We start from the raw sequence: 16,023 nt of genomic DNA on the forward strand, positions 1-16,023 counted from the left end.
GTAGGTAAAGCCTGTCACAGCAGTACCGGCGGCTATCGCTACCAGATACATCAATACAGGATTGATTGCACCTGGAATGAGTAGCACGAACAAACCACCGTGCGGTGCCATCAGTTGTGCGCCAAACAACATGGATAGGGCACCTGTCAGTGCACCACCGGCGATACAAGCAGGAATAACTCGCATAGGGTCTTTGGCTGCAAACGGAATGGCACCTTCGGAAATGAAGCACAAGCCAAGTACAAACGATGCCTTACCGGCTTCACGCTCACTTGCTTCAAATTTGGATTTGGCTAACCAAGTCGCCAGCCCCATACCGAGTGCCGGCACCATACCCGCAGCCATAATCGCGGCCATAGGCGCATAAGTTTGTGATGCCAGTAGGCCAACACCGAAGGTATAGGCGGCTTTGTTAATAGGTCCACCCAGGTCGAAACACATCATAGCGCCCAGTAGCACACCGAGTAGAACCGCGTTGGCAGAACCCATATTGTTAAGGAATTCGGTCATTGCACTCATTAAACCGGACACCGGACCACCAATCAGGTAAATCATGATAAGACCGGTTACTAAGCTGGCGACGAATGGAATGATCAGAATGGGTTTTAATGCTTCCATTGACTGAGGTAAAGTCACTTTCTCAGCCAACCATTTTGCCAGGTAACCGGCAATAAAACCGGCTGCAATACCACCCAGGAAACCGGCGCCAGTGGAACTGGCCAGCATACCGCCGATTAAGCCTGGAGCCAGCCCCGGACGATCAGCAATAGAGAACGCGATGTAACCTGCAAGAATAGCGATCATCAATGCAAAGGCTGAACCTCCGCCAATGGTCATCAACGCGGCAGGTAGGGTACCTTCCTGCTTAAAGGCTTCGATACCAAATGCAAATGACAGAGCGATGATCAAACCACCAGCAACCACCACCGGCAACATGTGTGAAACCCCGGTCATCAGGTGTTTGTATGCACCTTTCTTCTCTTCACTCACCGCATCTTCGCTGCTCGCGCCACTATGTTGGTAAGGCGTAGCTTTAGCCAGTGCATTATCAAATTCTGCTACGGTCTTTTTAAGTGCTGGTCCGGTTTTAGTACGGTACAGATTTTTGCCAGCGAATCTTTCTAGCGGTACATCGATGTCCGCCGCGACAATCACCAGATCCGCTTCGGCAATGTCTTGTTCAGTCAGTTGGTTTTTGGCACCGACAGAGCCACGGGTTTCAACTTTAATTTGATATCCGCGACGTTTACCTTCCTCTTCAATAGCTTCTGCAGCCATAAAAGTATGGGCGACACCGGTTGGGCAAGCAGTGACAGCGACGACTTTTTTCACTGACTGGACAGATTCAGCATCAACAGAGTAGGTCGCACTCTCTAGTACTTGCGCCTGCTCTACGGCTTGCTGCAGGTATGCAACCGGGTCACTGGTACACGCACTGATTTCGCTACGGTAAACCCGTTTACCTACCAGACGTTGATCATCTACCTGGGTATTGGCCGCGACCACAACCACTTCAGCTTGTTCAATAGCTTGCTGACTTAGGACGTTACCTGCCAGCACGCTCGACTGACACTCAATTTCGGCGTTCCAGCCTAATGTCTGAGCGGCTTTTTCCAGTAACCCTGCTGCGATAATACTATTGGCGACGCCACTTGGGCACGCAGTAATAATGGCAATATTCATAGTTCAACCTTCTGTTCCTGTATGCTCTGCTAATGAGAGATGTTCTACCTTGATTAGATTTTGTAGGGTGTTTAATTGATTTATGTCTTGCACGCCAACGCCCACCTGACCAACCGCTAGGGCTGAGAGGGCAGTGGCAAATTGAATCAGCTGTGTGGCTGGCATATCTTGCATATGGCCCCAGCAAAGTCCGGCGACCAGTGTATCTCCAGCACCGACCGTACTGACTACCTCCATCTTAGGTGGCTGCGCCAGGTAAGCGCCGGAGTTATTGAGCCAGACCACGCCTTTTTCACCGCGAGACACCACAACATTGGCGATGCCTTGTTGGCGAAGCAGCGCAGCTGAGTCGATACATTCGGCTTCGGTTTCCTGCGACTGGCCTGTTAGCTCTGCCAACTCTTCATCGTTTGGTTTAATTAGCCAAGGTTTCGATTGGATTCCAGATGCTAGAGCGTGGCGACTGCTGTCAAACAACACTTTTTTACCACGTGCATTAAGTAGCTCTATCCAGCGTTGACACTGCTGTTCAGAGACCCCTCTCGGCAAGCTACCAGCCAGTACGAAGTATTCATGGTCTTCGCAAAGTACATCCAGAGTCTCTTCAAACTCAGCTATGGCTTGCTCGGGGATCACAATTCCGGGAAAGTTGATATCGCTAACGCGGCTGTTCTGCTCAACCAATTTTACGTTAATGCGGGTTGCGCCCTCTACGCGGATAAACTGGTCGTTCGCGCCAATTTGCTCAAAAAGCTGGCAGAAAAGTTCCTGGTTATCGGTCCCCAGAAAACCAGTTACCGTAACGCTGGCACCTAAGTCAGACAGGACTTTTGCCACATTCACACCTTTTCCAGCTGCATGCAGTGCGCTGCTGGAGACCACACTAACCGAACCTGTATTCAGTTGCGGTAGTGTCCCTGTAAGATCCAGTGCCGGGTTGAGAGTAATGGTGACAACTTTGTTGGTCATGATCAGGCTCCTTCACCCAGGCCAGCCTGAATTGCGTTGCCAATCGAAGACAGAGCCTGCTCCGCATCCGGACCTGACGCAGTGAAGCGCAGCTCATGACCATGTTTAACGCCCAGAGCGATAACTTTCATCAGACTTTTCGCGTTGACTGCTTTACTGGACGAACTGATGTTTTCTACTGAAATAGATGAATCGAATTTCTTCGCTTCAGCGACCAACATGGCACCAGGGCGGGCGTGTAAGCCGTGCGCATTGCGAATCTTAAATACCGCGCTGTGACCTTCCGCTGCGCTCGCTAAGGATTCGTTTGCACCGGTAAATTTAGCAACAATCTGTTCCGCATTCATGTCGAGTAGCTTTGGCAGGGCTTTATCTGCAAGCAACTGTTGTAGTACCGATAGCTGTTTGCTGTGTACCGGATTGTTAGCGGCAATTGCAATTAGAGCCTTAACCGGTTTACCGTTGTGCTCGAAAGGCTGAGAGCTGGTTACCCAGGTCATCGCAGTACTTTTAACACCTGCATTTGTCCCAGCTAACCAAATGCCATCTGCCAGGTAACCAGGATCTTTAGTCACAAGGTCTGCAACGGTTTCCGCACTACCACTATTGCTGTTTTTCAACAGACCACCGGCTACCGCACACAATTGCAACATGTCGCTGGCAGGGAAGGCCTGTAATATATGCGAGGTAGTAAAGTCGCATTGCAGCTGACTTTCACCGTTCAGTAGTGCCACGATCTGCTGCGCTGATGCTGCAGATTTTAACTGCACTTCCACACCGTCGTCCGACAGTACTTTGGTTAGTTGCTTTAAGATTGCCAAGTGTTCATCCGACTTAGCGGCAATGCCAATCGCAACATAAACGGTATTACCATCGCCCCAGTCAACACCGTTAGGGTAGTGGTGTACCGCAACACCGGTTTTTAATACCAAACCTCGGGTATCAACAGTGCCATGTGGAATAGCGATACCATTCCCGAGGAATGTTGAGTTTTGTTCCTCACGCGCTAACATGCCCGAGACATAATCAGCATCAACTAGTGATTTGGCTGTCAGGGAAGCTGCGATGGCACGGATAGCCGCTTCTTTACCGTCGGCAGCAAGATTCATCTCTATATCGTTATTGTTAAGTGTCAACATAATGACCTCAATTCTCGTCCTGTCACTGGTGTGACTCGTCTGGTTATCAGTTTGCTTATCGTTGGCTGAATCGGTTCAGCATTTCGTCAAAAAAAATCAGCAAACGCGTCTTACGGTTTTTTTAATAATGGAAGGTTATCTTCACTAGGTAAAGCCAACCTATCTCACAAAACAGCATTTGCTGAATCCTTTCAGCTTTTAGGCTGGAACGATTCAGCTTATAATGCAACTATTCTGACCGACTAGTGTTTGGATTTATGATCTGAAACACATAATTGAGTGAAATGTATGACGCTAGATGAAATTGCCAAACTGGCCGGAGTCTCAAAAACTACTGCCAGTTATGTCATAAATGGCAAGGCGCAGAAATACCGAATCAGCCAAAAAACACAACAAAAAGTTATGGCGGTAGTAGATGCACATAACTACAAACCAGACCTGGCAGCCACCTCCCTGCGAGCGGGGAACAGCCGTTCATTTGGGTTAATCGTCCCTGACTTGGAGAACACCAGTTATGCGCGCTTGGCAAAACTAATCGAGCAAAACTCGCGTGCTGCTGGCTATCAGACATTAATAGCCTGTTCCGATGATGATCCCCACACCGAGCAACAGGCAGCGAATGCGTTGGTGAGCCGCCGGATCGACGCGCTGTTTGTCGCTACCAGTATGAATGAAGCAAGTGATTTTTATCTTCAATTGCAACAAAAGGGGACGCCAGTCATTGCTCTTGACCGACCTTTAGATGATGAGCATTTCTCAAACGTAATCAGTGAAGACTACGATGCGGCCTTTGAACTCACTTCATCCATTCTGGGTGACAACGTAACGTCGGTTGGTTTAATCGGAGCACTACCTGAACTGACCATTTCCCGAGAGCGGGAAGCGGGTTTTCGTAGTGCAATTAAACGCCATGATGCCAGCATAACATGTACATACGGTGAGCACTTTAATCGCGATGTTGGCCGGGAGCTATTCAGTCAATGGTTAGATCAAAACAATCTCCCCGATGCTATAGTGACGACTTCTTACACTCTGTTAGAAGGCGTACTGGATGTTCTGGCGCAGCATCCAGAACTGGTCAACAAAGTCCGTTTGGCCACCTTCGGTGACAATCGCTTGCTCGACTTTCTGCCAATGAAGATCAATTCATTACCCCAGCAATTTGAGCTCATCGCTGACAGTGCACTGGCATTAGCGCTGAATGCGACAGCGAAACGTTACAATCCGGGCGTTGAATTGGTACCGAGAAAACTGGTCAAGAGAGTGTAACAGAGGAGCGTGATGACGCTCCTCAATCATCAGGTATCAGTACTGAAAACGGACTGACATGGTGATTTGCGGGCCGTAAATACCGTTATTACGGGTCTCGGCAGATAAGGAAAGCTGCTGGGTAGAGTGGAAACGGACACCCGCATGGAAAACAGAACGCTCATCCAGTTTACCTACGCGTCCGGTGAGTTCTACTTGCTGAGTCAGCCAAAGACGAAAACCTACATTCAGTTCAGCTCTGGTGTCACTCTCCGTACCAGTATCATTGCGCACATTCATGTGGTGAAGCAGAACCTGACCATAAATGTCGCCAAACTGATTCATCGGGCCGTTAAACCCGACACCAACGGCTGTGTCGTAATCGCTTTCAAAACGACTGTCCATACGCACTACAAAATGGGAATTCTCAGTGAAATTGGCGCTGTATTCTCCGCCAAATGTCTGAGGTGAGATGGCTGTACGAAACTCAAAAAAGTTGTAATTAAAATTATTGGCATGCGCGACTGAACTTCCAACCGTGAGCATTGCACCCGCTATTAACTTAGCGATATTTATTTTTTTGAGCATTCCTATTAAATCCAAAATACAGTTTAAGTTTTTGACGTTATAACAAAAAAGCCTGCAAAACGCAGGCTCAGAAAACAAATTAGTGATAAATATGGGTAGCAGGTTACAAGATCTGCATAGATTTGCCATTTTTAGCAGGTTTTGCACCTACAACCAGCCAGCATTAACGGCTGTAACAGAATGTAGGAACTGATAACTAATTGACTTATCACTTGTGTACCCAGCAACGAACGGTATGATTACGAGTTAATTTGCAACCGACCAATATGCTCCCAGAATGAACCCAATACATTATCGCCTTATGGTACAGGGCACGACGTCTGACGCCGGTAAAAGTGTACTAGTCGCCGGTTTATGCCGGGTCCTGGCAAGAAAACAGGTTACCGTCGCTCCCTTTAAACCCCAAAATATGGCGTTGAACAGTGCGGTGACCAGTGATGGTGGTGAAATCGGCAGAGCGCAAGCTGTTCAGGCTCTTGCCTGTGGGATTGAACCAACTGTTCATATGAACCCTGTGTTACTCAAGCCGAATTCGGACACCGGAGCCCAGGTAATCCTGCAGGGTAAAGCGTTATCCAATATGGAAGCTATCGGTTATGACAATTACAAGCAGGTGGCACTTTCGACGGTGATGGATTCATATTGCAGGCTAACGACCGAATACGATTATGTGATGGTAGAAGGCGCGGGTAGCCCGGCAGAAATCAATTTACGTGAAAATGATATTGCCAATATGGGTTTTGCAGAACCTGCTGATGTGCCAGTGATCATTGTCGCAGATATTGACCGAGGCGGCGTATTTGCCCATCTGTTTGGCACTCTGGCGCTGTTATCCGAATCTGAACAGGAAAGGGTAAAAGGGTTCGTTATCAACCGCTTTCGCGGTGATATTCGCTTGCTGCAATCCGGCCTGGACTGGCTGGAGCAGACCACCGGCAAACCCGTGATTGGTGTTTTACCGTACCTACATAACTTTGACCTGGAAGCAGAAGATGCCATCACTCAACAGCAGCGGTTGGGGCAGGGAAAAATAACGGTTGCCGTTCCAGTGCTGCCACGAATCAGCAACCACACAGATTTTGATCCACTCAGACTCAACCCAGAGATCGATTTTCGCTACGTTGCCAAAGGAGAGCGTCTATCCGGCGCCGACTTAATTATATTGCCCGGCTCCAAATCGGTCCGGGATGATTTAGCCTACTTACGGCAGCAGGGGTGGGACAAGGATATACTTCGCCATCTTCGTTTTGGTGGCAAAGTGATGGGGATATGTGGCGGCTTCCAGATGCTTGGCAGACAAATAGACGACCCACTGGGAATCGAAAGTTCTCCCGGTTCCAGTGACGGGCTGGGTTTGTTAGACGTAGTTACGCGTTTGACTGAACACAAGACATTGACCAACAAGTCTGCCCGTTTGACGCTTGATGGCCAAAGCGTGGAAGTAGAAGGGTACGAAATACATGCGGGTGTGAGTGAAGTCAGCGAAACCAGACCGATTACCTGGTCAGATGGTGGCCAAGATGGTGCCGTCAGTGACTGTAATCAAATTATGGCGTCCTATCTGCATGGTATATTCGCTCGGCCTGAGGCGTTGTCTCTGATCTGTCAGTGGGCGACAGGGCAGGCGATTACGGCACAGTCACATAAGGACCATACTCAGCAAGCGATCGATCTAATTGCTGATGCTATAGAAGAGCATTTAGATTTATCCCTGCTTTGGCCCAATTTATTTCCACAGGAGTCGTCATGAAGGTGCCAAAAGTTATTGTCACGGTTGTTTGTCTGCTTACATCTCTAACCATGCAGGCCGCTGAACTACGTATTTATGCGGCCTCGTCCATGACTAATGTTATTGACGACATAAAACCGATATTCGCCAAGCGCGATATTACTATTAAACCGGTTTACGGCAGTTCATCTTCACTAGCGCGACAAGTTGCAGCTGGCGCACCAGCTGACGTATTTGTTTCAGCCAGCAGCGACTGGGTAGACTATTTAGTCAAGAATCAATCAATCAGAAGTGACAATGTCACTACGGTCGCAAACAACCGATTGGTCGCTATTGCCCCTGTTACAGCGCCATTTGAGAGTTTCGACTACCACGACCAGGCCACATGGATCACATTACTGGCCGACAGCCGTTTGGCCATTGGCCAGCCTGACTCTGTGCCCGCCGGTATATATGCCAAACAAACGCTGCAAAATCTAAAGTTGTGGGCTTCGCTACAACATCACCTGGCACCCACTAATAACGTGCGCGTTGCACTGGCGCTGGTAGAACGAGGGGAGTCACCGTTAGGCATTGTCTACAACAGTGATGCGATCCAGTCGGCTAAAGTCAAAATTGTGAGTGAATTTGATAACAGTTTACACACGCCAATCGTGTACCCGATGGCAATCATTAATGAAAGCCCCTACACTGAAGCCCTTAAACAATATTTCATCTCCAGCGAAGGTAAAGCTTTGCTGAAAAAACACGGTTTTGAATGATCGGCTCGGATATAATTTCAGACTATGAACTTCAGGCGCTGCAACTCAGTTTAAAAGTGGCAGCATACGCGGTTATCTGGTTACTACCACTTGGTGTGTTTCTGGCCTGGATACTGGCCAGAAAGCGGTTTGTTGGTCGGTCACTTCTAGACAGCCTGGTCCATCTGCCGTTGGTACTGCCACCTGTTGTGATCGGCTACTTGTTACTGGTCTTAATGGGCCGCCAGGGTGTGATTGGCAAATGGCTTGCCAACCAGTTTGACATCGTGTTTAGTTTTAGCTGGAAAGGCGCGGTGCTGGCCTGCATCGTAGTGTCCCTGCCGCTGATGGTCAGATCAATCCGCTTAAGCCTGGAATCGATAGACCCAAAACTGGAGCAAGCGGCTGCAACATTGGGCGCTTCACCAATCAAGGTATTTCTCACTATTACTCTGCCACTAATGATCCCCGGTATGATTACCGGCACTATGCTTGCGTTTGCCAGGAGCCTGGGGGAGTTTGGCGCCACTATCAGTTTTGTCTCTAATATACCGGGGGAAACGCAAACTATTCCGCTGGCAATGTTCACCTTTCTTGAAACGCCCGGTTCAGAAATGCAGGCCGCAAGGCTGTGCGTTATTTCAATCGTGATTGCACTTGGCTCTCTGATGATTTCTGAGTGGTTGAACCGCGCTTCGGCCAGGCGGTTAGGAAGAAATCGCTATGAGTAATCTCACTATTCGTTACCAGCAGCAACTGGGAGATACACAGTTCAATATCGATCTGGAGCTACCGGCAACTGGAATTACAGTAGTATTCGGTCGCTCCGGAGCCGGGAAAACGTCGTTGATCAATGTGGTGGCGGGCCTGCAAAAGCCAGAACAGGGATTGGTCCGGCTAAACAACACCGAAATATTTAATTCCCAGTCAGGCGTGAACCTGCCAGTGCACAAGCGCAATGTGGGTTACGTTTTTCAGGAGGCGAGGCTTTTCCCGCACTACAAAGTACGTGGCAACCTGACTTATGGCATTAAATCGGGTGATTCAGCCTTTTTTGATAAAGTCGTTTCTTTGCTCGCGCTTGAGCCATTGCTTAATCGATATCCGAGAGAGTTATCGGGAGGGGAAAAACAGCGTGTCGCGATAGGACGGGCACTGTTAAGTAAGCCTGATGTACTGCTGATGGATGAACCACTGGCCTCGCTCGATATGCCACGAAAACGAGAGGTTATGCCATTTCTGGAAAACCTGGTACGTGAAATTGCCATTCCAATTTTGTACGTCACTCATAGTCTGAACGAAGTATTGCGGCTTGCCGATCATATTATTGTACTGGAGCAAGGGATCGTTGTGGCTCAAGGTCGCCTTGAGGAAGTCTGGTCACAAGAAGTCATGCGGCCCTGGCAGTCATTTTCAGCTCAGAGCTCGCTGTTCGATGCCCACATTATTGAGCACAATATTGCCTACGGCTTGACCAAAGTAAGCCTGTGTGAAAATACCAGTTTGTGGATTCAGAAGATCGATGCAAATGAAGCAGAAAGGATTAGGTTACAAATTCGAGCCAGCGACGTATCGATTGTTTTACATCCATCTAAACAGAGTTCAATCCGTAATGTGCTACCAGCCACCGTCGTCAAAATCGAACGCCAGGTGTCTGGAAACTACAAACACAGCGTATCAGTTAAGCTGCAGCTATGCAGTGATTGTGTTTTGACCGCAACCGTGACGCAATGGGCGGTTGATGAGTTGGGTTTGGCTGAAGGGATGGCCGTGTTTGCCCAGATTAAAGGGGTCAGTGTTGCGCAAAAAGATGTGGTACTGGCGCATTAAAAAAGCCGCGAGAAGCGGCTTTTTCGTCTGAAGCTTATTTATCAAAAACTTCTTTGAATTCCCGTTTTAGAATGGGATCACGGCGAGCCTTTTTGATTTGCTTGACCATATCTTTGATGCAGTTGTGCAACACCTGGTCAATCAGTTCAGCCCGATACTCTTCTTTCTGCTCATCAGTCATATCTTTTGGCAGGTTAAGCGTCGGAAACTCTTCCATCACATTTACGCCAGCAAATGCCTGACTGACTGAAATCAACGAATGAAACTGTTCAAAGTTATCCAGGATATTTTGGGCACTGGCAGGCAGCCCTTCCCAAGCTTCACGCACTGCTGGCTCAGTCACCTCGTGAATAGAGGTAACCATTGGATACATGGCTTCCGGTACATCGTCAAATACAATAACCTGACGAAGTTCTGGCGAAATAGATTCTAAATCTATTTCAGGATTTTGTGATGCTTGCGAATCAGACATAACAGTCTCTCTGCGGTTGAAAACGGCTATGCTAAAAAAATCCGTTAAAAAGTCAACTCAGTCATTACATTACATTGAGAGACAGCAAAATAGCGCAAAAAGTGCAGGGAAATTCGATAGTGACCGTGAGCAAAAATGTGGAATAGGGGGCTAAAACCTTGGTAACGGCGATCCATCAGTGCTAGGCGGTTGCGGACACTTTGCGCGCAAATTTTACACAGTTTCTTCCCGCTTTTTTTGCACTGTACAGTGCCTGGTCGGCCACTTTAATCACTTCATGCGGATTCGACCCGTGAGTATTATTCGCAACACCAATACTGATCGTGATAGTGACAGATTTCTGTGCGTTTTTTTTACCCCTCTGCTTACTTCCCTGTTTGTCATTGGTCGGGCGTGAGCCGGAGTTACGAATCACCAGTTCATATTCTTCGATCGACTGGCGTAGCTCTTCCAGGTGTTCTTTGGCCTGGTCTGAGTGACGACCTTTAAAGATGACGGTAAATTCTTCTCCGCCATATCGATAAACTTTGGCGCGTCCGCCTACCTCGGTGAGTTTGGCTGCCACCAATTTCAGTACATCATCACCAGTATCATGGCCATAAGTGTCGTTAAACGATTTGAAGTGGTCAATATCCAGCATAGCGATAGAGTAGCGGCGGCCAAGGTGACGTATATCCGACTCCAAGGCATGGCGGCCTGAGATACCGGTCAGTCTGTCTTTAAATGCCAGTTCATGACTGGCAGACATCAGATAGAGGAGTAACAGAATCCCCGCCAGGGTGAATACTGTGCTGGAAATATAAGGGATGTGAAAAAAGATCAGCGTAGCGCTAACCAGTAAAATGGACGAGTAACAAACGACGTCAACGATACGGTTATAACGAAGCACCAGGATGGCACAACTTGCCACCAGCCCAATCATGTATAGAACCAGCACAAAAGGAAGCCGGGATAGCTCTGGAACTACAAACAAAAAGCTGTCATCGAAGTCTGCAAACCCACCTTCGTCGAAGTGTGAGATGATAAGGTAAGACCACAACAGTAAGAGTGACAGTGTCACCAGGTAGATGCCAAATGAACGTGAATCCAAACCACGATCGTTAAATGCATAACTCAAGAGGCAGGCGACGGGTACCAAAAATCCGGCCAGGGAAACTTCGAGCATGGTCGTGCCGACTGAAAGTGGGACCTGTAAGCGTGTCTGAATAATCCAATAGGTGAGCAGCAACGCCGTGGCTACCATGGCGATGCGACTTTGCTTAAATGTGTGGGCTAATATTATGGCGGCAGCAAACAATACAAAAGGTAAACTGGACGCGATCCCTAAGTTAGCCTCGGTAACAAGGATCACATTTTGACTGCCGAATCCAAGTACAGACAATAAAACTAAAGGGAATAATAACCGAAACCAATTTGAGGAGACGAGTGAAGAATCCATTTCTTACTGTAAACCTAACCGAAACAACTAACTAATTGAAATATATTAATGTCTAGCATACTTCTATTTAATCAATTGCCAAGCTTTTTGCTAAACTTAGGTCAGAATTTTGGTAGAGCTTCGGTTTTTGTGACTTCGCTTTGAACCCATAACAGGAAAGCCTTCCTAAGCTATGCTAGCTTATTCTTAAGCCTGACAAATAATATGCAAGGACAGTATTGATGAACATAAACAAAGACGTACACAACTACATGGAATCCTTGGTTGGGCAAGTACTGGCACGTGATCAATATAGTGAATTAACACAAGAGCAGTTAGCAGACCTCGCTTGTCTTGCTCTCAGTCAGTTACGACCAGTTTACATTCGGCATGATATCGATTTTCTGTCGGCACTTTCAGAGCAACGCTTAATGGTCTTAAAGCAATATGCTGAAACGGCTATCGAATCCGCACTGAATATGGTTCTCGATGATCGCCGTTCCGATCGTGACAAAGAAATACCAATTGTGTTCACTGATCCTAGATTTGATGATGACTCAGAGTTACAGTGGTTTGAAAAACCATTGTTTAGCAATTCACATGAAAAGGAGAATTAAGTGGGCCTGTTCTCTCGTTTATTTGGCAGCAACAAAACTCAAGCGCAGAAAAGCGTTGAGCCTGTCGAGTACAAAGGATACAAAATATACCAGGAAGCCATTGCAGAAAATGGCCAATTCCGGATTGCCGGACGCATTACCAAAGAGATCGATGGTGAATTAAAAACACACCAGTTCATTCGCTCTGACGTCTTAGCCAGCGAAACTGATGCCAACGAGTTCATGCTGCAAAAAGCTCAGTTATTTATCGATCAAATGGGCGACAGCATTTTCCAGTAATTTCGCTCGCCTATATTGATTTTTGTCATACTTTGGGGAGCCATTAGCCGATATGCTAGTGGCTCTTTCATTATCCAACACTTGTAATTGTTTGTATTACTTAACTTATTGCGTGACTGGTACAACCACTTCTCCAAAAGTGGGCGGCATAGATCTTGACTCATAAAACCAATGCTATGCATGACGGTTGGTTATATGTAATGATGATTTGTGTTTTTATTTCAACTAAATGCACAACATAATACCGAGTGATACAAACAGGACAATTATTGTGCCAATAGTCAAGGAAAAGCTATGCAGATTGGTGTGCCAAAAGAAACACTCGCGGGAGAAACGCGGGTAGCTGCTTCGCCGAAATCGGTAGAACAGCTGATTAAATTAGGGTTCGATGTAGCCATTGAAAGTCAGGCTGGCGTGCTCGCAAGTTTCGACGATTCGGCTTTCGAAAATTCTGGAGCAAAAGTAGTTGCCAAAGAGGAAATCTGGAATTCAGATATTATCCTCAAGGTCAATGCACCATCAGACGACGAAATCGAATTAATAAAGGATGGCGCGACGCTAGTCAGTTTTATCTGGCCAGCACAAAATCCAGAATTAATGGAAAAGCTATCAAGCAAAAACATTAATGTACTCGCAATGGATGCTGTGCCTCGAATTTCCAGAGCGCAGTCTCTTGATGCTTTATCATCTATGGCTAACATTGCCGGTTACCGTGCAGTTGTCGAAGCCGCTCATGAGTTTGGTCGTTTCTTTACCGGCCAAATCACAGCAGCCGGTAAAGTGCCACCAGCAAAAGTATTGGTCGCAGGTGCGGGTGTTGCCGGATTGGCCGCCATCGGTGCTGCTGGTAGTTTGGGTGCTATTGTTCGTGCTTTTGACGTTCGTCCGGAAGTAAAAGAACAGGTTGAATCCATGGGAGCAGAGTTCCTGGAAGTCGATTTCCAGGAAAATAGTGGCGCCGGTGACGGCTACGCTAAAGAGATGTCCGATGAATTCAACAAGAAAGCGGAAGAGCTTTACGCTGAACAGGCTAAAGACGTAGACATCATCATTACTACCGCACTGATTCCAGGACGCCCAGCGCCTAAATTGATCACTAAAGCTATGGTTGACAGCATGAAACCGGGCAGCGTTGTGGTTGATTTGGCAGCGGCGAACGGTGGTAACTGCGAATATACCGTGGCAGACAAAGTCATTACCACAGACAACGGCGTCAAAATTGTTGGTTACACTGACATGGTCAGCCGTTTGCCTACACAGTCTTCTCAGCTGTTTGCTACCAACATCGTCAACCTGCTGAAACTGCTGTGTAAAGAAAAAGACGGCAACATCAATATTGATTTTGAAGATGTCGTTCTTCGTGGTGTTACCGTTGTAAAAGAGGGCGAAGTCACCTGGCCAGCGCCACCAATTCAAGTGTCAGCTCAACCACAGCAAAAAGCACAACCAGCTGCCGTAGAACCGCCAAAACCAGCCGAGCCAGCCTCTCCAACGAAAAAAATCGTTGCCGTAGCGGTGGGTGTCGCGGCATTTGGCTGGGTAGCTTCAGTTGCTCCGGCAGCTTTCCTGTCACACTTTACTGTATTTGTATTGGCCTGTGTCGTCGGTTACTACGTTGTCTGGAACGTTACTCATGCGCTGCACACTCCACTGATGTCGGTTACCAATGCGATTTCCGGTATTATCGTGGTTGGTGCACTACTACAAATCGGGCAGGGTGATGGCTTGGTAAGCTTCTTGTCGTTTATTGCGGTGTTGATAGCCAGTATCAATATCTTTGGTGGCTTTACCGTTACCAAACGCATGTTAGAAATGTTCCGTAAAGACCGATAAGGAGTAACAAGGAATGTCTGCAGGATTAGTACAGGCGGCCTACATTGTTGCTGCCGTGTTTTTCATTATGAGTTTGGCCGGATTGTCGAAGCAGGAGTCTGCAAAAGCAGGTAACTATTACGGCATTACCGGTATGGCTATCGCCTTAATCGCCACTATTTTCGGCCCAGAGTCTCAAGGCTTTGCCTGGATTATTGTCGCCATGATCATTGGTGGCTCAATCGGTATCTATTACGCCAAGAAAGTTGAAATGACTGAAATGCCAGAGCTGGTTGCAATTTTGCACAGTTTTGTGGGTATGGCTGCGGTACTGGTTGGTTACAACAGCTATCTTGATACACCCGAAGTTGCCACGCATGCTGAGCATGTGATTCATTTGGTTGAAGTCTTCTTAGGCGTGTTTATCGGTGCCGTAACCTTTACCGGTTCGGTAGTTGCCTTTGGTAAACTGCGTGGCGTAATTTCGTCTTCACCTTTAAATATTCCTCACAAGCACAAACTGAATCTGGCTGCAGTAGTCGTATCTACTCTGTTGATGATTCATTTTGTTAATGTAGACGGCAGCATGTTTGCTCTTATCGTCATGACGCTCATCGCTTTTGCATTCGGCTATCATTTGGTCGCATCAATTGGTGGTGCAGACATGCCGGTTGTAGTCTCAATGCTTAACTCATACTCTGGTTGGGCAGCAGCAGCAGCCGGTTTCATGCTGGCAAACGATCTTCTGATTGTAACTGGTGCACTAGTTGGTTCGTCAGGTGCCATTCTGTCTTACATCATGTGTAAGGCTATGAACCGTTCATTTGTCAGTGTTATCGCAGGCGGTTTTGGCCAGGAAGTAGCTGTATCGGGTGATGTCGACCACGGTGAACACCGTGAAATTAATGCCGAAGATGTCGCTGACATGCTTAAGCAGTCTAAATCAGTGATTATCACTCCAGGGTACGGTATGGCCGTTGCGCAGGCGCAATATCCTGTCCATGAAATTACCGAAAAATTGCGCGCCCAAGGTGTAGAGGTTCGCTTTGGTATTCACCCTGTTGCAGGGCGACTTCCTGGTCATATGAACGTGTTATTGGCTGAGGCTCGCGTTCCGTACGATATCGTACTGGAAATGGATGAAATCAATGACGATTTTTCAGAAACTGATACAGTTCTGGTCATCGGTGCTAACGATACCGTCAACCCGGCGGCTCAGGAAGATCCAACCAGTCCGATCGCAGGTATGCCTGTACTCGAGGTTTGGAATGCGCAGAATGTGATTGTCTTCAAGCGCTCAATGAACACCGGTTACGCCGGAGTACAAAATCCATTGTTCTTTAAAGACAACGCACATATGTTGTTTGGCGATGCGAAAGACTCCTGTAACCACATCATCGAGCACTTGTAAAAAGAAGAGCACATTGCCGGGTAGGCCAATTAAGGTCTTTCGTGTTACCAACTAAGGTATCGACGCAATGTTCAATTCACTATAAAATT

General features: G+C 47.5%; 15 protein-coding genes. 9 read left to right on the forward strand and 6 right to left on the reverse strand.

Features of this window, described 5'->3' with window-relative positions; translation table 11 throughout:
- The 3 genes from fruA to fruB all read right to left on the reverse strand — a co-directional run.
- The coding region (gene fruA, locus ACQY6F_RS15460) for a PTS fructose transporter subunit IIBC (protein ID WP_428775651.1) at window positions 1-1,683 on the reverse strand (1,683 nt) is incomplete at its 3' end.
- 3 nt (window positions 1,684-1,686) lie between these two features.
- Window positions 1,687-2,652, reverse strand: coding sequence for a 1-phosphofructokinase (pfkB, locus tag ACQY6F_RS15465; RefSeq protein ID WP_428775653.1), 966 nt, complete (start codon window positions 2,650-2,652; stop codon window positions 1,687-1,689).
- A 2-nt stretch (window positions 2,653-2,654) separates the two neighbouring features.
- Entirely contained in the window at window positions 2,655-3,791 is a 1,137-nt protein-coding gene (gene fruB / locus ACQY6F_RS15470; protein WP_428775655.1) for a fused PTS fructose transporter subunit IIA/HPr protein, read from the reverse strand.
- Window positions 3,792-4,079: 288 nt separating this feature from the next.
- Between fruB and cra the strand changes: the two genes are divergently transcribed.
- Window positions 4,080-5,060: a catabolite repressor/activator gene (cra, locus tag ACQY6F_RS15475; protein WP_428775656.1), complete on the forward strand. Its 981-nt coding sequence runs from the start codon at window positions 4,080-4,082 to the stop codon at window positions 5,058-5,060.
- Window positions 5,061-5,096: 36 nt separating this feature from the next.
- On the opposite strand, the gene ACQY6F_RS15480 is transcribed toward cra, so the two are convergent.
- Window positions 5,097-5,627 (reverse strand): hypothetical protein, encoded by a 531-nt coding sequence (locus ACQY6F_RS15480; protein ID WP_428775657.1) that lies wholly within the window; start codon window positions 5,625-5,627, stop codon window positions 5,097-5,099.
- 277 nt (window positions 5,628-5,904) lie between these two features.
- On the opposite strand from ACQY6F_RS15480, the gene ACQY6F_RS15485 reads away from it, so the two are divergent.
- From ACQY6F_RS15485 to modC, 4 genes are read left to right on the forward strand one after another with little or no spacing between them, the layout of a single operon-like run.
- Window positions 5,905-7,377 carry a cobyric acid synthase gene (locus ACQY6F_RS15485; RefSeq protein ID WP_428775659.1) on the forward strand — a complete coding sequence of 491 codons (1,473 nt, stop codon included), beginning with the start codon at window positions 5,905-5,907 and terminating at the stop codon, window positions 7,375-7,377.
- Window positions 7,374-8,117: a molybdate ABC transporter substrate-binding protein gene (gene modA / locus ACQY6F_RS15490; protein WP_428775660.1), complete on the forward strand. Its 744-nt coding sequence runs from the start codon at window positions 7,374-7,376 to the stop codon at window positions 8,115-8,117. The genes ACQY6F_RS15485 and modA overlap by 4 nt, the downstream gene beginning before the upstream one ends.
- Complete coding sequence (gene modB / locus ACQY6F_RS15495) at window positions 8,114-8,827, forward strand: molybdate ABC transporter permease subunit (protein WP_428775661.1); 714 nt, start codon at window positions 8,114-8,116, stop codon at window positions 8,825-8,827. The genes modA and modB overlap by 4 nt, the downstream gene beginning before the upstream one ends.
- Window positions 8,820-9,926, forward strand: coding sequence for a molybdenum ABC transporter ATP-binding protein ModC (gene modC, locus ACQY6F_RS15500; protein WP_428775663.1), 1,107 nt, complete (start codon window positions 8,820-8,822; stop codon window positions 9,924-9,926). Before modB ends, modC begins: the two co-directional genes overlap by 8 nt.
- Before the next feature lie 34 nt (window positions 9,927-9,960).
- Here the strand turns inward: modC and ACQY6F_RS15505 are convergent, their stop codons facing one another.
- Window positions 9,961-10,398, reverse strand: coding sequence for a DUF3069 domain-containing protein (locus tag ACQY6F_RS15505; protein WP_428775664.1), 438 nt, complete (start codon window positions 10,396-10,398; stop codon window positions 9,961-9,963).
- 181 nt (window positions 10,399-10,579) lie between these two features.
- Window positions 10,580-11,836 (reverse strand): GGDEF domain-containing protein, encoded by a 1,257-nt coding sequence (locus ACQY6F_RS15510; RefSeq protein ID WP_428775666.1) that lies wholly within the window; start codon window positions 11,834-11,836, stop codon window positions 10,580-10,582.
- A gap of 221 nt (window positions 11,837-12,057) precedes the next feature.
- Here ACQY6F_RS15510 and ACQY6F_RS15515 point away from each other — a divergent pair, with 221 nt between their 5' ends.
- The 4 genes from ACQY6F_RS15515 to pntB all read left to right on the forward strand — a co-directional run bounded on the left by ACQY6F_RS15515 (window position 12,058) and on the right by pntB (window position 15,934).
- Window positions 12,058-12,432, forward strand: coding sequence for a late competence development ComFB family protein (locus ACQY6F_RS15515; protein WP_428775667.1), 375 nt, complete (start codon window positions 12,058-12,060; stop codon window positions 12,430-12,432).
- Entirely contained in the window at window positions 12,433-12,711 is a 279-nt protein-coding gene (locus ACQY6F_RS15520) for an HlyU family transcriptional regulator (protein ID WP_428775668.1), read from the forward strand.
- Window positions 12,712-13,005: 294 nt separating this feature from the next.
- On the forward strand, window positions 13,006-14,544 hold the full coding sequence (gene pntA / locus ACQY6F_RS15525) for a Re/Si-specific NAD(P)(+) transhydrogenase subunit alpha (protein WP_428775669.1): 1,539 nt from the start codon (window positions 13,006-13,008) through the stop codon (window positions 14,542-14,544).
- A 13-nt stretch (window positions 14,545-14,557) separates the two neighbouring features.
- Window positions 14,558-15,934 carry a Re/Si-specific NAD(P)(+) transhydrogenase subunit beta gene (gene pntB / locus ACQY6F_RS15530; protein ID WP_428775670.1) on the forward strand — a complete coding sequence of 459 codons (1,377 nt, stop codon included), beginning with the start codon at window positions 14,558-14,560 and terminating at the stop codon, window positions 15,932-15,934.
- Window positions 15,935-16,023: the final 89 nt, after the last annotated feature.

The sequence above is a fragment of the Vibrio sp. genome, from assembly GCF_050299255.1.
Lineage (GTDB): Bacteria > Pseudomonadota > Gammaproteobacteria > Enterobacterales > Vibrionaceae > Vibrio.